Here is a 20,436-nt window from a genome sequence, read left to right as displayed (position 1 = left end):
GGCGGAGGCGGTGGAGGCTTGGGCCGTGCGACAACCTTGCGGCGAATGCGATTCAGGAAACCGAATGACATGTGAGACCTCCCATTCCAATTCTCGGGAGTTGATTCAGGAGGGTGCGGGAGCTGCCCCGTGGACTGAGCCGGGCGATGACTTCAGAACGCTTGTTCTCAAGCGGCTCTTTCATTGCGAAGGTCAAACTTTGACCTGGATGGACACGTGAAGCCTGTCTTCATTGTTGCCCCGGGTGCGGGGCCTTAGGCTGCGGCGTGTTTCCATCCATGGAATGACATTTCAGGAGGTCACCGTGACGCGTCGTGTACTCATGCCTTTCGCCGGCTTGTGCAGTCTTCTGTTGAGCCTCTGCGTGGGGTGCGGCGTCTCATCCGTGCCTGGCGAGGAAGAAGCGCTGCCAGAAGCCGCCCGTGTGTCGAGTCCCCTGGCGGACACCGAAGCTCCGCCCGTCCCCACGGGCTTGAGCATCCTCGCGGCGAACAGCGGTGTCATCCTGTCGTGGGACCCGAGCCCCGCGGCGGACCTCAAGGACTATGCGGTCCGCTACCGCGTCGTGGGACAGACGACGCCGTCCTACAAGTGGGGAGTGGGCGCGCCGCCCCTGACGCTCCCGGGGCTGGTGAATGGAGTGACCTATGCCTTCGAAGTGAAGGCCCAGGACACCTCGGGCAATGCCTCGGCGTACTGCGCGGCGGTGAACGCCACGCCTACGCCCACCGGGCCGGACGTGACACCTCCCGTGGTGCCAGGACAACTCGTGGCGACTCCAGGCGACACCGTGCTCGGACTGACCTGGAGCGCCAACACCGAGCCGGACTTCCGGCGGTACACGGTGAAGTACCGCGCCGCGGGGGCAGCGACCTACAGCTACCGCTACAGCCTCACCCAGCCCCTGGTGACGCTCACGGGGCTGGTGAATGGCACGACCTACGAGCTGATGGTGAAGGCCGAGGACCTCTCCGGCAATGCCTCGGGCTATGCGACGCCCATCACTGCCACGCCCGCGGCGAGCACGCCGCAGTGCCCGACCTTCGGCGCGCCGGTCAATCTGACGCCCCACAACATCGCCATCCTCACCGATGCCTCGGGGCTCGCGGCCAGCAGGGCCAACGCCCAGGTCGTCTGGACGCACAATGACCGGTGTGGCGCCAGCGGCGGCAACTGCGTCGAGCATGTCTACGCGCTGAGCGCCGTGGACGGCCATTTCCTGGGCACCTACACCCTGTCGAGCAACCCGAACCTGGATTGGGAGGACATGGCCATGGGCCCCGGCCCCGTGAGCGGCGTGGACTACGTCTACGTGGGCCGCATCGGTGACAACAATGGCCTGCCGAGCGTGCGGGAAGTCGTGCGATTCCCCGAGCCGACCGTCAGCGTGGCCCAGGCGCCCGTGACGGTGCCCGTGAGTGGCGTGGAGCGCTTCCCGTTCACCTATCCAGGCGGCGTGGCGCCCAACGCGGAGGCGATGTTCGTGGACTCCCAGGGCGACATCTACATCGTGACCAAGGCGCCGTCGGGACACTCGCAGGTGTACCGCTATGCCGTGCCGCTGAACGCGCCGGGCGTGTCCCGGACGCTGGAGCTGGTGGCGGAGCTCGACTTCCTGCCGGGCTCGACGGCGGAGGAGGACCGCGTGGTGACAGGGGGCGCCATCTCCCCTGACGGCGGGGAGATTCTCATCAAGACCTATACGCACACCTTCCTATGGAAGCGACAGGCGGGGCAGAGCGTCCCGGCGGCGCTGCTGGGGACCCGGTGCGAGGTGACGAACCCCGGCTATTCGGAGGCACTCACCTTCGCTCCAGATGGCAGCGCCTTCTTCTCGCTCGGCGAGGGCAACACCAAGGCGCTCAAGCGCGTCACGCGGCTGTAGAGCCCGACAGCTCCGCGCGGCCATCCCCATCAACCCGTTCATGCTCGCGCCCCCGCGCGACCCGAGCGGCGCGAGGCACCGTATCGAAACCCATGTGGCTTTTTATCCCGGGTGGGTCTGGAGGCCCTCGTCGCGCGGTTCCGGAGCCGCGTTCTCGCCGCAGTGGGGCCGTGTGAATGGGGCCGGCATGGGGGCAAACCATGGCATGCCGTCTGCAAACTCGCGGTGCATGAAGGTCAACCGATGAATGACCCACGCCGCGCGCCCCTCTTTTCGGGCCCACGAACCTTCCCGATGGGCGAGGGCGCGGCCGGTCGTCGCGGCGTCCTCGCCCTGGCGCTCTGTCTGGGGCTCGGGAGCACCGCGGCCCTGGCGTCTCCAGACAAGGCCCCCTTCCCGAAAGGCACGGTCCTGGACGAGAAGCTCCTGAAGGATTGGGGTAGGGGGAGCACGCTGAAGCGCCTCGCCTGCGAAGGTCCCTTTTGTTTGTGGCACCTCATCGATGACTTGGGTTCCTGCTCCAGCGGGTACTGCGCGCTCGAGACACTGATGCTGTCGGACCTCCAGGGGGAGGTCCTGGGGGCAACCTATCGCCTCGAACACGCCCCAGCGAACACCGTGAGGTTCCTCGACCCGGAGCATGTCGAGGTCGTGACCTCGAGCAAGAACCGGCTGCCCTACACCTTCGTCGACTACGGCCTGGCCCAGAAACAGGTGTACCGGCGGGTCATGAAGGTGTCACGGGATGGGGCGCGCTTCATCGCTGTGCCCAGCCAGGAGCCGAAGTGGACGAAGTCCAGCGCTCGGGTCGTGAACGCGCCAGTGAGCCCGAAGCCCCCCAAGCCTCGGGCGGTGAGTGACGAACTCCTCTCTCGGGCCCGCGCCCTGTGTCCCATGGGCGTGCGTTTCAATCCGCTGGAGTACGTCTGTCGGGATGGGACGTGCCTGCTGCTGCTCACGGGGTTCAAGCCCGATCCCGCTCCCGATGCCGTGCCCGAGGATGCGTCCTTGATGTCGGACGGCCGCCTCAAGGGGCCGTTCTGTGTCCTCGTCGTCAAGGGGAAGGAGCTCCACCTGGTGGCGTCCGAAGACTGGGCGACCTCCGTCCTGGTGGAGCCGACGTTCTATCTGTTCTGGGGCCCCATGGGCGTGCGCGGCTCGACGGTGGAGCTAGAGACGTTCTCCCGGGAGCGACCGGGATACATGGCGTTCGCCAGCACCGCGGGAGCGGTCGTCAATGGGAGCCATCCCTACCCCGTGAGGTTCGCACGGTCCGCCGAGGACGCGCTGGCATTGGCTCCCACGGTCCAGGCCTACACGCAGGCGCATATCTCCTGGGGGCTCGAGGGCTGGAAGGACGCGGCGGACCTGGCGTTCGCGTGGCGCCTGGCGCGCGTGGGCGGAGCGCTCTCCCTCCACGTCGAGGTACATGATGACAAGGTGGCCCCTTTGGGGAGTGGCGAGGGGCTGCATTCAGACCACCTCGAGCTCACCGTGTGGCAGGTGCGCTCTTCTGGCCCGCGCTCTGAAGATTTCAAGCTGGGGGTCCTGCTCGGGGCCGGAGGAAAGGTCGAGGCGCGTGACTGGACGAGAGATGCGCACCCGGGGCTTCCGTCCATCCAGGGCGCCTGGCGCAAGCGTCCCCGTGGCTACGAGGTGACGCTCACACTGCCGTTGGCGGAGCTCGGCGTCAGCGAACCCCTCGTGGCCGCCAGCTTCTCGCTCGCGGTCTCGGACGCGGATGCACGAGGCAAGCAGGAGACGGTGATGGGGCACGACGGGATGCTGCGCTTCTGGACCGAGTACCCACCGAGCATCGTCGAGTACCGCCGCCTGGACCGCAGGGACTGACGCGAGGGAAGAGGGCTGCGACGGTGAGCGTCAAGGTCGCTGTCGCGTGAGAGGGTTCAGGCCATGCGCTGGTGGGCTACCAGCTCCCCGAGGCCCAAGGGCCCCGTTCGCGGCGGAGTTGATGTCTGCTGCCTGCGATGGAGGACCCCGCCGCCGTCGCGCCGCGGCGGCGGGTCCTCTCATCAGCGGCGGGAGCGTCGGGGCCGCCTCACGGCGCGCACCTTCCCGCTCGCGCCGCCGCCCGCGTAGAAGAGGTCGCCCTTGTCGGCCTCGAGCCCGGTGACGCTCACTCCCTCGGGCAACGTGAGCCTGACGAGCACACGGCCATCAGCAGGGTCGATCCGCCGGATATCACTCGCGCCGTCTTCCAGGGTGCCGTGCCACAGCTCGCCTTCCGCCCACGTCACGCCCGTGACAAAGCGGTTGGACTCAATGGTGCGCAGGATGGCGCCCGTCTCGGGGTCGATTCGGTGGATTCTCCGGCCGCGATACTCGCCCACCCACAGCGAGCCCTCGGCCCAGGTGAGCCCCGAGTCACTGCCATTGCCCGGAGCCGGAAGCGTCTTCAACACCTGTCCCGTCTCCGGGTCGATCTTCCGGATGAGCCCTCCACCGAGCTGAAACAGATACCGCCCATCGAAGGCGGTCCCCGCGTCACACGCGACGGCCAGGGTGCGCACGGGTTCACCACTCGCCGGGTCGAAGGCATGAAGCGTTTCGCCGCCAGCGAACCAGACCTGTGCGCCGTCGAACGTCACGCCGTGGACGCGCGAGGCGCCCTCGAACGGGCCGTACTCACGGACGACCTCCGCTGGCTGTGTCTCCTCCACCTCGCTCCGAGTCTTGTCCATGTCCGCGTTCCTTCCGATGTCCCGTGGTCCGCTCTACCCAGGGAAACCCGCGGTGGGGAGTAACAAGGTCGTCGTGAAGCCGCTGACCGGGGGAGCCACCCAGCGTCTCGCGCGGCCACGCCCCAGCACCTGGACCTGTCCGGCCTCTTCCAGCGTGGCGAGCGCGCGCTGCACCGTGCGCTGACTTGCCCCCAGCGCGAGCGCGAGCGCGGAGGTCGACCAGTGCTCACCGTCCGCGAGCAGCGCCAACACGGCCCCGTCCGCCCCCTCGACGGGCGGCGTGAGGACCCGGACCTCCACCGGACGACGGGGAACCAGGACGAAGCCGCGCGGGGTCGCCTGGATGTCCACCAGGTCGCGCGACTGCGTGCGCAGACGACCCAGCTCCACGCGCAGCCGCGCGCGATGCGAGGCATTCACCCGCCGCGCTCCGAACACGTGCCAGACGAGCGCATCGCGTGAGGCGTCACCCGGCCAGGCCTCGGCCAGCACCCGCAGGAGCGCGAACAGCACGGGGCGCGTGGACAGTGACACGACCCGCGAGCCCGAACGGAACGCGCGACGACAGGCGTCAACGACGAGGTGCTCCGAGCCGAGCAGGGACTCGACCTCGTCGAGCAAGACAGGCCGCGCCTCGCCCCGAACGACGACTCGCGCGGCGGGGATGCTCAGGACCCGGGCCGCATGCTCGACCTCGGCGCCAAGCGCGGGGATGCGCGCGTTCCGGGCGGCGACGCGTGCGTGTTCGAGAGCGGTGCGGGCGGAGCGAATCTCCCCCCGGCGCAACGCCACCTCGAACGACAGCAGCCGCGCGAGCGTCGAATGCATCGCGGGCGCATCGCGCGGGTCGAGTTCGGCCAGCAACCGCTCGGCTGCATCGACACGTCCCAGCACCAGGGCATGCCGTGCCTGCAACAGGCGCGTGTAGCGCGCGTTCTCGGAGTCGCCATGGAGTTCGAAGGTTCGCAGCGCCTCGACGAGCACGAGTTCCGCGCCTTCGAAGTCGCGGGATGCGAGCGCCACCTCCGCCTCCGCGACGCCGCAGCGCGCCCGCGCGAGGACGTCCCCGGAGCCATAGGCGCGCGCGGCACGCTTCAACAGATGCAGGGCCCTGGGGAACTCGCCCAACTGCGCCATCGCGACCCCTCTCAGGGCCAACGCCGGAGCGTCCTCTCGGAGCGCCACGCGTTGAAGCGCACCGAGTGGGTCTCCCTCACGAAGCGCCCGAGCCGCCACGGTGACCAGCACATCCATGCCGCGCATCCTCCAGCACCCCACCTGCGTTGGGAAGCCCGTCGCCTTTGTTACTCCCGCCCCACGCCCGCCACCCATTACGTCTGGAGTCCCCAATCCCCGTGGAGGAATCACGTGACACCCGTCATGACGGAATCGAAGAGCGAGTGGCTCGCCGCACGCAAGGAACTGCTGGCGAGGGAGAAGGCCCTCATGCGCATGCACGATGAGCTGAGCGCCACACGCCGCGCCCTCCCCTGGCTGCGCGTGGCCGAGCCCTATGTGTTCGACGGCCCCGACGGTCAGGAGACGCTGGCGCAGCTCTTCGCGGGCCGAAGCCAACTGGTCGTCTATCACTTCATGTTCGCGCCAGAGTGGGAGGCGGGCTGCAAGAACTGTTCGTTCTGGGCGGACTCCTTCAACGGAGTCATCGAGCACCTGGCCCAGCGGGACGTGAGCTTCGTCGCCATCTCCCGCGCGGCACTGCCCAAGCTGCAGGCGTTCCAGCAGCGAATGGGCTGGCGCTTCAAGTGGCTGTCATCCCAGGCCAACACCTTCAACTTCGACTTCAACGTGTCGTTCCACCCGGACGAACGGGAGCGCGGCGAAGCCGTCTACAACTACGGACCGCTACGGGAGTCCAACTCAGACATGCCGGGCATCAGCGCCTTCGCGAAGGACGAGCGCGGCGACGTCTTCCACACCTACGGGACCTATGGGCGAGGCATCGAGGTCATCAACACGGCCTACCAGGTCCTCGACCTCGTCTCGAAGGGCCGTGACGAGGACGGACTGCCTTGGCCGATGCAGTGGGTGCGACTGAGAGACCAGTATGGCCGCTGACCCGTTGACACGCCGCCCGGCGGTGGGCGCGCCGGGCGTGTCGCTGGCCCTGGGGCTGCTGGCCGCGCTCATCCCGAAGTGCCCCCTGTGCATCGCCGCGTACCTGTCGCTGCTCGGGGTGACGGTCGGCGTGGCTGGAGTCATCGGGACACACCTGCGACTCGTGGGCTTCACCGTGGCGGCCCTCTCGCTGGGGTTCATCCTCGTTCGTCGCCTGCGCGGTACCCCACCACCTCCAGGGGTTGTTGGAGACGGGCCGCGACGCCCCACTCAGGACCCGGCGCCTGGAGGCGACGCTGCACACGCGCCACCTGCTTGCTAGCGTAGCGCGCATGCGAAGACCCATTGTGCTCGTGCTCTTTCCGCTGCTCTCGACGTTCGCCTGCGCGCCCATGGCCTCCGAACCCGATGACGAGGGCACCCGGACTGGCGAGGCGTCGCGGGCGGCCACGACTCCGCTCCGCGCGAAGGCGCTCGGCCGGATGCGGAACGCGGCGAAGTACTTCCATGACCAGGTGGCACGTCAGGGCGGCTATGCGTGGCATCACAATGCCAACAACCTGAGCGAGCGCTGGGGCGACATCCAGCTCGACGAAGAGCAGATCATGATTCAGTCGCCCGGCACGTCGGACGTGGTGATTGCGTTCGTCGAAGCGGCCCTCGCCGACCCGGCCACACCCGCGCTCAAGACGTATGCGACGGATACGGCGATGGCGCTGCGTCATGGGCAGGTGAAGTCGGGAGGCTGGCGGCTCTACGCGGACTTCAAGGCGACGCCGACGCTGAAGGCGTGCTACCGCCACACCACGGCGAGCTGTAGCTGCGGCGGCTGTACGACGACGACCTACGACGACCAGACCACCCAGAACGCGCTCATCGCGATGATGCGCGCCGACCAGCTCCTCGGGTTCGTGCACACGGATATCTCCGACGCCTCGTCCTATGCCCGCACGCGGGTGGAGACCTCGCAGTTCCCGACGAATGGTGGCTTCCCCCAGGGCTTCACCGGTCCCGTCGCCGCGCGGCCGGCGCTCACGGCCAGCTACCCGCCCTCCATCGGGACCTCGTGTGGCCTCGCAAACTGTTATGCGAATACCTACACCCACGAGTACTGGGATGACCCGACCCTGAACGACAACCTCGCGACGGCCTTCGTGGAGATGCTGAACTGGGCCCAGGAAATCTATCCCGCGCAGGCCACGACCTATCAGGGCATGCGCACCGCGTTCGGGGGATTCCTTCGCCGGGCGCAGATGCCCCAGCCCCAGCCCGCCTGGGCGCAGCAATATGACATCCAGATGCAGCCGCGCTGGGCGCGCAACTGGGAGGTTCCAGCCATCGCCGGTCAGGAGAGTCAGGACGCCATGTGGGCGCTGCTTCGTCTCTACCAGCTCGACCCCAGTGTGCCGGCGAACCGCGACGCGGTCGGCACCGCGCTCGCGTACCTGGAGACCGTCGACCATGCGAACGACACACTCATCCACCGCTACATCGAACTGGATGACACCGCTCCGGCGAACACGGGCTTCTTCACGGTGAAGCCCGGCGGCTACCCTGTGCGGTTCTCCCAGGCCCCGCCGACATACCAGAACTATGGGTGGGAGGGTCCGTCCCAGCTCGTCGCCCTCCGCGCGGAGTACAACCGGCTGGCGAGCGACACGACGGTGATGAAGCGCTCGTGCCAGCAGCTCCGCGCCGACACGGCCCAGGCCGTGGATGCGACGGTGAACAACGAGAAGTGGCTCACGACCTACAGCCCGAGCGGTCCGCGAAGTGGCGCCACGCCGGGTGACTATCTCGACACGAGCACGTTCGTGCGGAACCTGCGCACGCTGGCCGAGTTCGTCACCCGCACGACGACCGACTGCACCGCCTGGAACTATTGAGGGGCGTGGCCTTCAAGCCATCCCCCCTGCGCCGAGCAGCGAAAGCCCCTGAGCCGCGGGCGGGCTCAGGGCCCCATCGGGCGCAGGCGCGCGTAGAGCGCCTGGTCATGCACGGTGCCGTCCTTGACGGCGCTGCGCCGCAACAGGCCCTCGCGCTGGAAGCCCGCCTTCTCCAGCACCCGACACGACGCGACGTTGTCGGCGAAGGGCAGCGCGAACAGGCGGAGGAAGTCGCTGTTCGCGAAGGTCCAGGAAGAGAACGCGTCGAGCGCGCTGCTGACGATTCCCCGGCCCCACAGCGACTGCCCGAGCCAGTACCCCACCTCCGCCGAATAGCACTCGATGTCCTTGCCGGGAATCAGCCCCATGGAGCCCACCGCGGCGCCGTCCACCTCGATGGCGAAGTCCGTGGGCGGCAGCACGGCTCCCGCGTAGCTCACCCACCCCGCGGCATCCTCGGCCGTGTAGGGGTGGGGAAACCGGTCACGGAGGTTGCGCCACACCTCGCGGTTGTTGGCGTGCTGAACCAGGGACGCCTCGTCACCGCGTCGCCAGGGGCGCAGGACACAGGGACCACACTCGATGCGAAGCGGCAGGGACATGGGGGGAATACGATTCCAAGAGCGTGGTGTTGCCTCAAGGGAATAGACGCGCCACGCGCCCTGGAGCGGCCAAGCGGGCATGACGCGCGGCCGCGGTCCGATTCAAGTCCCACTCCCCGACAACGGTTGCTCCCGGTGGCAGGAACCCGAGTTCGAGCCTGACTGCAACGAAATCGTGCCCGGTGGCTCACCGCCTGAAACGCGCGGTTCACCGACGCCTGGCGGGGCTTCGCAGATATGCCCCGCGCGGGGCGGAGGGCTCGGGAATCCTCCCTCTCGTCGCGGGGCGGCTCGACGTCCCGCTCGAGGAGCCTCCTTCGCATGCGACTTCCCCGTTCCCTACTCCTGCTGGCCCTCGTCGTTCAGTGGGTCCTTCCCGGAAGCATCGCCAGTGCCCAGACGCCACGGGGCTCTCGGGCCCAGCGTCATTCACGCGTCGACGCCATCTTCTCGCCATGGAGCGGCAAGGCCACGCCCGGCTGCGCGGTGGGTGTCTCTCGCGACGGCGTGGTGGACTACGCGCGGGGCCACGGCATGGCGAATCTGGAATACGACGTCCCCATCACGCCGCGCTCCGTCTTCAATCTGGCCTCTGTCACCAAGCAGTTCACCGCGTACTCCATCGGGCTGCTCTCACAAGACGGCAAGTTGTCGCTGGACGACGACATCCGCAAATACCTGCCGGAGATACCTGACTACGGCAAGACCATCACCATCGCGCACCTGATGCACCACACCAACGGGTTGCGCGAGCAGGGTCAGTTGCTGAGCCTTGCCGGCTTGCGCGGCGACGACCTGAACACCGAGGCGGACATCCTCGAGGTGCTGACCCGGCAACGCGGTGTGAACTTCGAGCCGGGGACGGAAATCCTGTATGGCAATGCCGCGTACACATTGCTGGCGGTCATCGTGCACCGCGTCTCCGGCAAGCCCCTGCGGGCATTCGCCGACGAGCGGCTCTTCAAGCCGCTCGGAATGACCGACACCGGGTTCCAGGAAGACCACAACGCGGTCGTTCCCAGGCGCGCCATGGGCTACTTCCCCCGCGAGAGCGGCTGGGGAATCAGCATGCCCAACAACGACCACTACGGCGCCAGCAATCTGCTCTCCACTGTCAGTGATTTGCTGAAGTGGGAGCAGAACCTGCTCGATGGGCGCGTCGGCGGGCCGGCCTTGAAGGCGCTGATGCAGACCTCCGGCAAGCTGAACAATGGCACCGAGACGCGTTATGGCGGTGGCTTGCATGTGGCGGAGCATCGCGGTCTGCGCACGGTGCGACATGACGGCACGGGTTCCGGCTTCCGCACGGAGGCCGTCCTCTTCCCCGACCAACGGCTGGCCATCGTCGCGTTGTGCAACAACGGCTCGATTGCGGTCACGGACCTCGTGTGGAAGGTGGCCGAGGTGTATCTGGGTGACCTCCTGAAGGACACCCTGCCGCCCGCCGTCGCATTTCCGGAGGCGGAGCTGTCCGCGCTCGCCGGCAACTACTGGAGTCCCCTGACGGATGAAGTCGTGCGACTGGAGGTCAAGGACGGAGCGCTGCGCGAGGTCGGCATGCCCAAGGCCTTCGTCCATATCGGCGATGGCGCGTTCCGCCCGGGCGAGTCGACGCATGTCTGGCGCTTCGTGGCGCCAAAGCCCCAGGCCCCACGCGAGCTGCGCATCCGGGATGCCTGGCCCACGACGAGGGACTTCATCCGCCTGAGCGCGCCCATGCCCACGCCCCCGGACCTGGCGGCGTTCGTCGGCCAGTATCGCGGCGAGGAGGTCGCCATGACCTACACGGTGCGCATCGCGGACGGAAAACTGGCCGTGCGCTGGCCCCGTCGGGACGAGGTCGTGCTGGAGCCCGTGGGTGGGGACCGGTTCATCGGCTCGCTCGGAGCGGTGACCTTCACACGGGCGGCCTCCGGAGGCGTGGATGGATTGCTGGTCAGCAGCCGACGCCTGCGCCGGTTTCGCGCGGAGCGCATGGAGGCACCGCGACCCACGGGGGCGGCTCGCCAGGCTTCCGGCCCCTGAACAGCGGCTCTCTGGCCGGCCCACTTCGCTCGAGGCTCAGGGCCGTCCCGCGCGGTCCAGGATGGGCACGAGCACCGCGGCCAGGTCTCCCATCACATTGATGCTCCCCGTGACGTAGCGGCCCGTCGCGGGGACATGGAGCATGAAGCTCTGGTAGCCCGCCGTGCCGCCCAGATGCCCGACGGCGGCAACGCCTTGGGACTCGAGCCGCATCACTCCGAGCCCGTAGCCGACCAGTCGGGACTCGGGGTCGGGCGCCGATTGGAACGCGACCATGGCCTCCAGCGTCTCCCTGCGCTCGAAGAGCGCACCAGCGCGCAGCTTCTTCCAGAAGGTGAGGAGGTCGGAGACGGTGGTCACCAGGGCGTGACCGCCAGAAGCCCCTGCCATCGACGGGTCGACGACGGTGAGGTCCGCCAGCGCGCCCTCGAAGGGAACGTAGCCACGCGCGCAGGGCGCCGGGCAGTCCAGGTCTCCCGGCTCGGGCACGCGTGTGTGGGAAAGCCCCGCTCGCTCGATGACCCGCTCTCGGACAATCTCGCGCCAGCTCCGGCCTTCCGCGGCCGAGAGGATTTCGCCGAGGAGCACGTAGTTGGTGTTCGAGTAGCCATACTGGGAACCGGGAGGGAACGCCGAGGGCCGTGCTCCAGAGATGCCGAGAATCTCCTCGAGCGTCCAGCGGTGCTCCGGGTCCGCCATGATGGCCAGGTTCGTCTCGTCGGTGACCCACTCCGGAATGCCCGAGCGGTGAGCGAGCAGCATGGCCACGGTGATGGCCCCCGCATTCTCGATACGGTCCGTCACGCTCGCCGGCAGTCGCTCCGTCAGGGTGTCATCCAGCGCGAGCGTGCGCCGCTCGACGGACTGGAGCACCGCGGTGGCGACCAGGCTCTTGAGGATGCTGCCCGCGCGGAAGCGGTGCTGCGCGGACATGGGCTGATTCCGCTCGACGTCGGCGACGCCCGCGACACCCAGCCACATCGGGCCTTTGTCCGAGGCAACAGCCAGCGAAACCCCTGGCGTCACGCCCTTGGCGACGGCGTCCTCGAGAATGGCTTGAAGGTCCGCGTGCAGCGTCGTGGGTTCTTCTTCGTCGTCGCCGCAACCACTGACGGCTCCGGCCAGGGCGAGGAACAGGACGAGGGAGAGCGAGGTGAAGCTCGGCCGTCGCGCGGGCCCCTGTTCGAGTGAGTCATCGTGGCGGACTTCGAGACTCCGGGTGTGGATGTTCATGCACAGGGAACACCGCTCGGCTGCGGAGGTGTCACCCCCCTCTCTGAGGTCGAACATGACAAACCCAATCATGGACCGGGAGAATCCTGACTCACACAGCGTAGAACCTACCGACGAACGCCCTGAATGTCCTCGGCACGCTGGCCCGCGCGAAGAAAGGACAGGTCTCCACCCCGACGCACGGAGCCTCGCGATAGAAGCCAGGGCATGTCGCGAACGTATGAGGAACTGGAAGCCGAGGCCGCGAGTGTCTCCGTGGAAGGCTGGGACTTCTCCTGGCTGAACGGTCGCGCCACCGAGCAACGCCCGTCCTGGGGCTATCAGCGGCAACTGGGTGAGCGAATGGCACGTGCCTCCGCCGCGCTCGATATCCAGACCGGCGGTGGCGAGGTGCTCGCGGGTGTGCCGAAGCGGCCTCCCCTCACCGTGGCGACCGAGTCGTGGCCACCCAATGTCGCGAAGGCAACAAAGCGGCTGCACCCGCTCGGCGTGGTCGTCGTCGCCGACTCCGACGAGCCGCCCCTCCCCTTCGCCGACAGCGCCTTCGACCTGGTCGTCAGCCGCCACCCGGTGACGACCTGGTGGACGGAGATTGCCCGCGTCCTCCAACCCGGCGGAACCTATTTCTCCCAGCAGGTCGGCCCCGCCAGCGTCTTCGAGCTCGTGGAGTTCTTCCTCGGCCCCCTGCCCGCCGAAATCCACCGCAGGCGCCACCCCGACGACGCACGTGCCCAGGCGGAGTCCGCCGGACTCCATGTCACCGACCTGCGGCTGGAGTCCCTGCGCACCGAGTTCTTCGACATCGGCGCGGTCATCTACTTCCTGCGCAAGGTCATCTGGATGGTCCCGGACTTCACCGTCGAGCGCTACCGCCCCCAGCTCCGGGCCCTCCACGAGCGCATCCAGCGCGACGGCCCCTTCGTCGCCCGCACGACACGCTTCCTCATCGAGGCACACAAGCCCAGCACATCCTCCAACAGGTAAGGATTCAGGGACGGACGTCGCCACGGACCTCTGGCGATAGGGAAACGGGGCAGGTCATTTACACGCCCAGTGCGAATTGGCGATATTCCAGAGAAGTCCTGATAGTCAGACCTGTCTGGACTCAGACCGCGAGGCGCACATGTCCCGGAAGAGTGCATTGGTTTCAGGCAGTTCCTTCGTCCAAACAACGCTCCTGCTGCTCACCCTGAGCGCGAGCCCCGTGTATGCGGCGGGCACCTTCATGGGGGCGTGGGACCTGAATGGAGATGGCACGCTGGAGTCCGTCTACAACAACCTGAGCTACATCGAGGTCCAACAAACGAATGGCGGCAATCGCACGTATCCCATCTCGACGGGCGCCTGGACGTTCCTTCAGGCGACGGACATGGATGGCTCGCCGGGCGCCGAGCTGGCCTTCAACGCGGGAAACCTGGTCCGGGTCATCACCCACCGGACCGCGGCGACACGCGACTATCCCATCTCCGGCGGGGCCTGGGCTCCGATTGGCTTCAGCAACATGGATGGACTCGCGGGCCAGGAGCTGGCCGTCAACGCGGGGAGCTTCGTCCGGGTCATCACCCACCGGCTCTCGGCGACACGCGACTATGCCATCTCCGGGGGCGCGTGGACGCCGCTGGGCTTTCATGACCTGACCGGCGACGGAGCGACTGAACTGCCCATCAACACGGGCGCCGCCATTCGAATCATCGACCACCAGGCGTCAGGGACTCGTGACTACCCCATCTCCAGCGGCACCTGGGCGCTGATGGGCGTCGCCGACACGAATGGACAGCCGGGCGCCGAGCTGATCATCAACAACGTCTCGTACGTGAGGATCATCCGGGACGCCAGCCGCGCCACGCGGGACTATCCCATCGCCGGATTCTGGACCCTGCAGATGATCGCCAACATCGACGGCCTGGCCGGGGACGAAGTCGTGATCAGCACCAGCTCCTCCACCAAGACCATCTACGACGCCCAGGGAATCATCCGCTAGTCATTAACGAGAACATCCGGCGGCACCGGCGCGGAGGATATCCAACCCCCACGCCGGGCCGCCGGTGTGACCTGCACCGCGGCTTCGGACCTCATCTCCGTCCGGAGAGAGATGAACCTCAGGGGCGCTGCTGCGCGAGCATCCAGCTCAACACCTTCGGGTCCTGGTAGACGCGGTCCCAGATTTCATGGCCGCCGTCATGAAAGAGGGTGAAGAGCACCGGGCGCTCGGGAGGATTCCCATTCGCATCCTGGGCCGTCTGGCCGTCGACCCAGTCCCACCGCCCCAGTGCCGGGCGGAAGAACGCGGTCTGCGCCCGAGGCGGATAGGTGTACGTGTCCATGACGGTTCCCGTGGCCCCCATGGCCTGTCCCAGCCGGGTGAACCATTCGCGTGTCCCCGAATACGAGACGGGGTCGTTGATGGCGTGTGAGCCCCAGACCGGGAGGTTGGCGTCCACCATGGCCTGCGCGCGAGCGGCGGAGGCGCCGTAGCCTCCGTTGCACACGGGAACCGCGGCCGCCAGCTTCGCGGGGAAGCTCTGCGCATAGGAGAACGTGCCCGCGCCGCCCATGCTGAGGCCCGTCAGGTACACGCGCTTCCTGTCCACCTTGTACGTCGACAGGATTCGCTCGATGAAGGGGTTCAGACTGTCCAGGGCCTCCTGGTCGTTCCAGTAGCTGCTGGTGCTCGTCTGGGGCGACACGAGGATGAAGGGATAGTCCTTCCCGTTCTTGTCGATGTACGACTGGAGCCCCATGTTCCGGACGCGCTTGAGCTGGTTGGTGCCGCCGTCGCCTCGCTCACCCGCGCCGTGCAGGAAGATGACGATGGGCCAGTTCGTGGCCGCGTTGTAGCCCGGCGGCAGGTACACGACGTAGCCATAGTTCCCCGGAAGCGTGCTCGTGGTGTCCCTGTAGATTTCGGTGGTCGTGCCTCGCCCGGTGCTGGCGGGCTCCACCCGCACCTTCGTACGTGAGGTTGCCGTGGCTCCCTGGTCATCCGTCACGAGCAGGTCGAACTCGTAGAGCCCCGCCACCAGGCCCGAGGCCGTGGCGGTCAGCGTGCTCGCGCCCGTCAGCGTGGCGGTGTTCGGCCCGGAGAACTGGGTCCACTGCCGGGAGACCACCGTTCCGTCCGAATCGCTCGCCGTGCCAGTGAGCTGCGCGGACGACGTGGGCAGCACCACCGTCTGGTCCAGGCCCGCCGAGGCCGTGGGAGGCACATTGGCGGGCGGGCCCACCGGCGCGCCATAGATGACGATTTCGTTCGACGCTCCGTACAGGGTGCGCGCGAAGTGGATGTAGCGCGTGCGCTGGCCCACGGACACCAGTTGCCACGTCTCCCACAGGGTGGTGTTGATGGTGAAGGTGGAGGTCCATGCACCCGGCGCCCCCACACGGAAGGAGACCGAGCCGTTGTGGTCGTACGTGTCGAACACGCCGACTTCCGTCACGTCGTGGAGCTGGCCCAGGTCGATGATGAAACCCATGGGGTACTGGGTCTCGTTGTAGACGACGTTGCCCCAGGTCGTCGCGGGCTTGAAGGTCGAGCCCGCGCGCGGGTCACCTATCAGCGCCTGCTCGTCGTAGAGGTTTTGATAGACGCCCAGCGTCGGGCGGACACCGTCCGGTTGAACCATCGCCGGAGCGATGACCAGCTTCTGTCCCACGAGCGGCGAGGCCGTGGAGGAGAGGGCCTGCTCGGCTCCACCGTCCTCGGGAACTCCACATCCGACCAGCAACACGCCCAGCGAGGCGAAACCACGCATCCATACGTCACGAAGCCGCGAACGAATCACAAAGCCTCCTCATTCAGAGATGGTGAGGAGGGCCAAGCAATCCTGACTAATCTCGATTGTCCAGATTAATCAATTTCTGATGTTCTTGTTCCCTGGAAGGCACCGTCTGCCCCGGCAATTCGTGGTCATTTCGCAACCATATTGCTGTGGTATAACATATTCTCTTGACGAGATGGCGCTCCGACCTCCCGGGACCTCCCGGCCGCGGCCGAGAGGTCCCTTGGGATGCCCGCAGTGACAGCTCAGCAGGTCTTTCTGATGAGCGCCTGACAGTGCTTGATGGCCTGGGCGATGGTACAGCCGGTGGCCGTGCAATGCGGCCGCCCCGTGTTCGGATGTCTGCAGTAATTGAGCACCACCCAGCAGGCGAGATTGTCCTCGTCCACGCTCATATTGGCGACTTCGGCGTCCGGTGCCTGCTCGCCCGGCTCAGCCGTCCGCTGTTCGATGACCAGCTCGCGGCCATCCTCGGTGGTCATCACCTGGCCGGTCTCCGGCGGGCTCGCCTCATCAGTGCCACAGCCGACGAGCGGCATCATTGCCAGGAACATTCCCAGGAACAGCTTCTTCATGGTCAGGCCTTTCTCTTGGACGAGAGGACGCCCCACGGGCGCCACCGGAGGTTCGGATGAAATCCGGCCTTCGATGCCTAAACCGCGAAACAATAAAACACAAACACCATGACCCAATCGACAGACATGAGACATTCAGGATGTAGCATTCTGGCGGTATGAGCCAGGAGAACCCAGACAGGTACCCCGCTCGCTGCGGGGAGAGCATGCGGGGTCTGGCCCCAACGACTCGGCACCGCGATGCGGGCGGTGCCGGAGGGAACAAGCGGGCCCGCCATGTTCCCCGCACCCGTCGGATGGGCGGACTCAGCCCTTCTGGGAGTTCGCGGGCGCGGAGGAGATGTCCGCGTCCTCTCCCTCGCCACCCACGGTGCCGTCCGCTCCGTAGGAGATGACGACGGGCCGGCCTCCCTCGTTGAGATACACGTAGTCGTTCTGCCACGGGTCCTTGGGGAGCTGCTCCAGGGTCCGACTCTCCACCAACGCGCCGAGCCCGGATTGCGTGTCTGGGAAGCGGCCCTTCTTCGAGTAGTGGAGCTTGAGCGCGGTTTCGATGGTCTTGATATCCAACGAGGCCCGGTCTCCCCTCGCCTCGCCCAACGTCGGAATGACAGCCACCCCGACGGCCGCGGCGATGAGGCCAAGGATGGTGATGACCACCATGATTTCAATGAGCGTCATGCCGCGATTGCGACGGCGCTGCTGCCTGGACTTGTTCTGGTTCATGTCTGTTCTTCACCTCATGTGACGGAATGGCAGGCCCCCACCTCGCCACGCGTGTCGCCCTGTCCTTCGGCACCCTGGCTTCGCGCATGGCGCTGCCCTGAAGGGCCCTCTTCCGACCTCCGGCGTCGGGCCCGGGGACCTCCAGTGCAGGCCACGTGCCGCCATGAAGTTCGTCAGGGCCGCGAGCCCGGTGGTTACCGCGTCGCCGCGAGGACCGCGGCCAGCCGCCGTACGCCTTCGTCGATCCGGTTCACGGGAATGCTCCCGTACCCGAGGACGAGCCCTTGGGGAGGTGTGGGGGCGGTGGAGAAGCGAGACAACGGATACACCGCGATGCCCTCCGCGTTCGCGGCGCGAGCGACTTCGTCGGCGTGCAATCGCTCGTCCCGGAACAGGGCACACAGGTGGAGCCCAGCCACCGATGGAGCGGGCTCCGCCCAGGTCCCCAGGTGGCGCTCGATGGCGCTCACCAGTCGATCACGGCGGGACTGGTACTCCTTCCGGGCCCGGCGGACATGCCGCGCCAGCAGCCCTTCTTCCATGAACCGCGCCAGAGCGGCTTGAGTCGTGAGGGGACTGTGCCAGTCCGTCAGGGCCTTGGCGGCTCGCAGCGCGGGACGAATCGAGGGCGGGGCTATCAGGTACCCCACCCGAAGTTCCGGCAGCAGGGTCTTGGAGAACGACCCCACGTAGATGACTCGCCCGCCTCGGTCCAGGCTCTGGAGTGGCTCCAACGGTCGGTCGTCGAACCGGAACTCGCTGTCGTAGTCATCCTCGATGATGGCTGCCCGACGACGTTCCGCCCAGGAGAGCAGCGCCATCCGCCGCGCCAGGGACATGGGCATGCCGAGCGGAAACTGATGGGACGGCGTGGTGTAGACCACCGCCGCGTTCTCCGGCAATGCGTCCACCTCCAGCCCTTCCGCATCCAGCGGCACCGGATGAACCCGCGCCCCCTGTGACTGAAACAGCAGTCGCGCCATGGGGTAGCCAGGGTCTTCCATGGCCACCACGGCGCCCGGCTCCCACAGGACGCGGCCGATGAGGTCCAGCGCCTGCTGGGTTCCGTTGGTGATGAGGATGTCCTCGGCTGTCGCCTGAATCGACCGGGCGACTCCTACATGCCGCGCGATGGCCTGCCTCAGTCGGAGCAGCCCGGAGGGCTCCTGGTAGAGCGCCTTGCGGTTCTCCGCTGAATGCAACTCCCGAGTCACCAGCCTGCGCCAGGCGGCGAACGGGAAGAGTCGCGCATCCGGAATCCCGGCGCGAAAGTCGAAGGCGGGTTTTCGCGCCGGGCGTTCCGGTCCCACGGTGACTCGGTCCCAAACGGGCAGAGGGCGGAGCCCCGTTCCGGACAGGGCGTTGCGTCGCTGTTCGGCTGGCGCTATCGGCGACCGAACGAAGGTGCCCGAACCCACGCGAGCGGAGAGGAAACCCTCCGAGGTCAGTCGTTCATAGGCGGCGGTGACGGTATTGCGCGAGACCTTCAGTCGGTCAGCCAGCTCTCGCGTGGGAGGAAGGTTGTCGCCACTTCGAATGCGACCCTCGAGAATGGCATCCCTCAACTGGCGGTAGAGCTGCGTGGCAAGCCCGTGTCGTCCGGAGACCGTCAAGTGGAGGTCCATCGCGGCCATCCTCATTGGACCCTTGGAAAGGGTCAATGTGTGGACACCTATGGGTCCACTGCGTCGGGAGCGTGGGTCCTCCGTTGAATCCAGAGTGCGGCCCGTGCCCAGGTTGCCCGGCGGTCGAACTCCTCCGCCCGCCACTGGGTGGAGACCATCGTCCCTCGGCCCTGGAACCGTCGAACCACTCGCACGTGGGGGGCCCAGCGCACGAAGCGTCGAAGGTCCTCTTCGCTCTTCCATACGGAAACCGACCCGGACCTTCGGCCCAGGACCTCAAACCACAACCACGTTCCCACCGCGCCCTCGAGCTGTGGCCAGGCTTGTCTCAGCTTCGAGCCCTCCCACCAGATCGCCGGTATGTCTCGGATGTATGCGGCGGTGAATTCGGTCACGCTGATGAGTACCGGGCCCGGCGCTACCTGCGCACCCCCGGCCTTCCACCGACTTCTCCTCATGAGTCACTCCTCCTGATGGTGTTCCAGGGTGGAGGGCGGATTGGCTCTACTCAAGGGCCAATCCGGAGAGGAATGAAGGAGCCAATTGACAGCCGTTCGCCAGCTCCGGCCCACAGGGCCCGCCGCTCAAATCAGCAACAGCGCCTTGCCGGTGATGCTTCGGGCCGTGAGCGCCGCATGGGCGTCCCCTGCCCGCTCCAGGGGGAAGGCCTGCCCGATGACCGGCCGCAGCCGTCCCGCCACGGCCAGCGCCAATGTCTGCTCCGTCAACCGCTGGCGCTCCGGCAGGGGGAACTGGACCTGCTGAATGCCGCGCACCGCGATGTGCCGCCGCTCCGCCTCGGCCGTGTCGATTTCGGCGAACCCACCACCAGGTGCCCCGTGCGCGGAGAACTGTCCTCCTTGCGCCGTCACCCCGAAGGCCGTCTGGCCCAGCTCGCTGCCAGCGCCGTCGAACACCACGTCCGCGCCCCGCCCGTCCGTGGCGTCCAAGACCTGCTGGCCCCAGTCCGGCCGGGAGTAGTCCACCACGACGTCGGCGCCGAGCTCACGGAGGAGTTCCAGCTTCCGCTGCCCCCGCGCCGCGCCGATGACCCGCGCTCCTGCCGCGTGCGCGAGCTGCACCAGCAGGACACCCATCCCTCCCCCCGCCGCGGTGACGAGCACCCACTGTCCCGGACGAATCGCCGCCTTCTCCATCAGTCCCAGCGCGGTGGGACCATCGGACCGGAGCGCCGTCGCGTCGCGCAACTCCAGCCCGTCCGGCACAGGGACCATCTTCCGCACCGAGACGACAGCACGCTCCGCATACCCCCCGCGCTCCTCCGTGTTGGCGATGACCCGCCGACCCACCCAGCCCGGGTC

General features: G+C 67.3%; 17 protein-coding genes. 8 read left to right on the top strand and 9 right to left on the bottom strand.

All coding sequences use genetic code 11. From position 1 onward, the window contains the following. Window positions 1-304 precede the first annotated feature (304 nt). Together HR086_RS29410 and HR086_RS29405 are read left to right on the top strand one after the other, a co-directional pair. The gene (locus HR086_RS29410; RefSeq protein WP_174462747.1) at window positions 305-1,885 is read left to right on the top strand and encodes a fibronectin type III domain-containing protein; all 1,581 of its coding nucleotides are present in this window, start codon (window positions 305-307) and stop codon (window positions 1,883-1,885) included. Window positions 1,886-2,128: 243 nt separating this feature from the next. Then, entirely contained in the window at window positions 2,129-3,736 is a 1,608-nt protein-coding gene (locus HR086_RS29405) for a hypothetical protein (RefSeq protein WP_174467287.1), read from the top strand. A 182-nt stretch (window positions 3,737-3,918) separates the two neighbouring features. Here HR086_RS29405 and HR086_RS29400 read toward each other — a convergent pair whose 3' ends face one another. Further along, window positions 3,919-4,587, bottom strand: coding sequence for a PQQ-binding-like beta-propeller repeat protein (locus tag HR086_RS29400; RefSeq protein ID WP_174467286.1), 669 nt, complete (start codon window positions 4,585-4,587; stop codon window positions 3,919-3,921). A gap of 33 nt (window positions 4,588-4,620) precedes the next feature. Beyond that, entirely contained in the window at window positions 4,621-5,841 is a 1,221-nt protein-coding gene (locus HR086_RS29395) for an HTH domain-containing protein (RefSeq protein WP_174467285.1), read from the bottom strand. A gap of 126 nt (window positions 5,842-5,967) precedes the next feature. Between HR086_RS29395 and HR086_RS29390 the strand changes: the two genes are divergently transcribed. The 3 genes from HR086_RS29390 to HR086_RS29380 are packed head-to-tail and all read left to right on the top strand — an operon-like array spanning window position 5,968 to window position 8,549. Next, window positions 5,968-6,663: a thioredoxin family protein gene (locus HR086_RS29390; RefSeq protein ID WP_174462749.1), complete on the top strand. Its 696-nt coding sequence runs from the start codon at window positions 5,968-5,970 to the stop codon at window positions 6,661-6,663. Continuing rightward, window positions 6,653-6,985, top strand: coding sequence for a hypothetical protein (locus HR086_RS29385; RefSeq protein ID WP_174467284.1), 333 nt, complete (start codon window positions 6,653-6,655; stop codon window positions 6,983-6,985). Before HR086_RS29390 ends, HR086_RS29385 begins: the two co-directional genes overlap by 11 nt. A 10-nt stretch (window positions 6,986-6,995) precedes the next feature. Continuing rightward, window positions 6,996-8,549, top strand: a complete 1,554-nt coding sequence (locus tag HR086_RS29380; protein ID WP_174467283.1) for a hypothetical protein — start codon at window positions 6,996-6,998, stop codon at window positions 8,547-8,549. 65 nt (window positions 8,550-8,614) lie between these two features. Here HR086_RS29380 and HR086_RS29375 read toward each other — a convergent pair whose 3' ends face one another. Beyond that, complete coding sequence (locus HR086_RS29375) at window positions 8,615-9,151, bottom strand: GNAT family N-acetyltransferase (protein WP_174456427.1); 537 nt, start codon at window positions 9,149-9,151, stop codon at window positions 8,615-8,617. A 321-nt stretch (window positions 9,152-9,472) separates the two neighbouring features. On the opposite strand from HR086_RS29375, the gene HR086_RS29370 reads away from it, so the two are divergent. Beyond that, window positions 9,473-11,176, top strand: coding sequence for a serine hydrolase (locus HR086_RS29370; protein WP_174467282.1), 1,704 nt, complete (start codon window positions 9,473-9,475; stop codon window positions 11,174-11,176). Between the two features lie 36 nt (window positions 11,177-11,212). On the opposite strand, the gene HR086_RS29365 is transcribed toward HR086_RS29370, so the two are convergent. Beyond that, window positions 11,213-12,409: a serine hydrolase gene (locus tag HR086_RS29365; RefSeq protein WP_174467281.1), complete on the bottom strand. Its 1,197-nt coding sequence runs from the start codon at window positions 12,407-12,409 to the stop codon at window positions 11,213-11,215. Between the two features lie 207 nt (window positions 12,410-12,616). Here HR086_RS29365 and HR086_RS29360 point away from each other — a divergent pair, with 207 nt between their 5' ends. Together HR086_RS29360 and HR086_RS29355 are read left to right on the top strand one after the other, a co-directional pair. Further along, a complete protein-coding gene (locus tag HR086_RS29360; RefSeq protein WP_174456430.1) occupies window positions 12,617-13,393 on the top strand; it encodes a class I SAM-dependent methyltransferase in 777 nt (258 codons plus the stop codon). Window positions 13,394-13,532: 139 nt separating this feature from the next. Further along, complete coding sequence (locus HR086_RS29355; protein WP_141643929.1) at window positions 13,533-14,390, top strand: hypothetical protein; 858 nt, start codon at window positions 13,533-13,535, stop codon at window positions 14,388-14,390. Window positions 14,391-14,508: 118 nt separating this feature from the next. Here the strand turns inward: HR086_RS29355 and HR086_RS29350 are convergent, their stop codons facing one another. The 5 genes from HR086_RS29350 to HR086_RS29330 form a co-directional block, all read right to left on the bottom strand. Then, window positions 14,509-16,161: an alpha/beta hydrolase-fold protein gene (locus tag HR086_RS29350; RefSeq protein WP_174456431.1), complete on the bottom strand. Its 1,653-nt coding sequence runs from the start codon at window positions 16,159-16,161 to the stop codon at window positions 14,509-14,511. A gap of 272 nt (window positions 16,162-16,433) precedes the next feature. Then, a complete protein-coding gene (locus HR086_RS29345; protein ID WP_141643927.1) occupies window positions 16,434-16,763 on the bottom strand; it encodes a hypothetical protein in 330 nt (109 codons plus the stop codon). A gap of 306 nt (window positions 16,764-17,069) precedes the next feature. Continuing rightward, window positions 17,070-17,489 carry a type II secretion system major pseudopilin GspG gene (gene gspG, locus HR086_RS29340; RefSeq protein WP_174456432.1) on the bottom strand — a complete coding sequence of 140 codons (420 nt, stop codon included), beginning with the start codon at window positions 17,487-17,489 and terminating at the stop codon, window positions 17,070-17,072. Between the two features lie 194 nt (window positions 17,490-17,683). After that, the gene (locus HR086_RS29335; protein WP_174462760.1) at window positions 17,684-19,114 is read right to left on the bottom strand and encodes a PLP-dependent aminotransferase family protein; all 1,431 of its coding nucleotides are present in this window, start codon (window positions 19,112-19,114) and stop codon (window positions 17,684-17,686) included. A 584-nt stretch (window positions 19,115-19,698) separates the two neighbouring features. Continuing rightward, the coding region (locus tag HR086_RS29330; protein ID WP_174467280.1) for a zinc-binding dehydrogenase at window positions 19,699-20,436 on the bottom strand (738 nt) is incomplete at its 5' end.

Source organism: Myxococcus sp. CA039A (assembly GCF_013336645.1).
In the GTDB taxonomy this organism is placed as follows: Bacteria; Myxococcota; Myxococcia; order Myxococcales; family Myxococcaceae; genus Myxococcus; species Myxococcus llanfairpwllgwyngyllgogerychwyrndrobwllllantysiliogogogochensis.
This window is presented reverse-complemented; position numbering and strand designations above follow the sequence as displayed.

Coding starts and splice junctions, on each gene's coding strand:
- HR086_RS29360 (WP_174456430.1), top strand. CDS start 12,617: ATGTCGCGAACGTATGAGGAACTGGAAGCCGAGGCCGCGAGTGTCTCC.
- HR086_RS29400 (WP_174467286.1), bottom strand. CDS start 4,587: ATGGACAAGACTCGGAGCGAGGTGGAGGAGACACAGCCAGCGGAGGTC.
- HR086_RS29345 (WP_141643927.1), bottom strand. CDS start 16,763: ATGAAGAAGCTGTTCCTGGGAATGTTCCTGGCAATGATGCCGCTCGTC.
- HR086_RS29380 (WP_174467283.1), top strand. CDS start 6,996: ATGCGAAGACCCATTGTGCTCGTGCTCTTTCCGCTGCTCTCGACGTTC.
- HR086_RS29370 (WP_174467282.1), top strand. CDS start 9,473: ATGCGACTTCCCCGTTCCCTACTCCTGCTGGCCCTCGTCGTTCAGTGG.
- HR086_RS29390 (WP_174462749.1), top strand. CDS start 5,968: ATGACGGAATCGAAGAGCGAGTGGCTCGCCGCACGCAAGGAACTGCTG.
- HR086_RS29385 (WP_174467284.1), top strand. CDS start 6,653: ATGGCCGCTGACCCGTTGACACGCCGCCCGGCGGTGGGCGCGCCGGGC.
- HR086_RS29365 (WP_174467281.1), bottom strand. CDS start 12,409: ATGAACATCCACACCCGGAGTCTCGAAGTCCGCCACGATGACTCACTC.
- HR086_RS29405 (WP_174467287.1), top strand. CDS start 2,129: ATGAATGACCCACGCCGCGCGCCCCTCTTTTCGGGCCCACGAACCTTC.
- HR086_RS29375 (WP_174456427.1), bottom strand. CDS start 9,151: ATGTCCCTGCCGCTTCGCATCGAGTGTGGTCCCTGTGTCCTGCGCCCC.
- HR086_RS29350 (WP_174456431.1), bottom strand. CDS start 16,161: ATGCGTGGTTTCGCCTCGCTGGGCGTGTTGCTGGTCGGATGTGGAGTT.
- gspG (WP_174456432.1), bottom strand. CDS start 17,489: ATGAACCAGAACAAGTCCAGGCAGCAGCGCCGTCGCAATCGCGGCATG.
- HR086_RS29395 (WP_174467285.1), bottom strand. CDS start 5,841: ATGGATGTGCTGGTCACCGTGGCGGCTCGGGCGCTTCGTGAGGGAGAC.
- HR086_RS29355 (WP_141643929.1), top strand. CDS start 13,533: ATGTCCCGGAAGAGTGCATTGGTTTCAGGCAGTTCCTTCGTCCAAACA.
- HR086_RS29335 (WP_174462760.1), bottom strand. CDS start 19,114: ATGGACCTCCACTTGACGGTCTCCGGACGACACGGGCTTGCCACGCAG.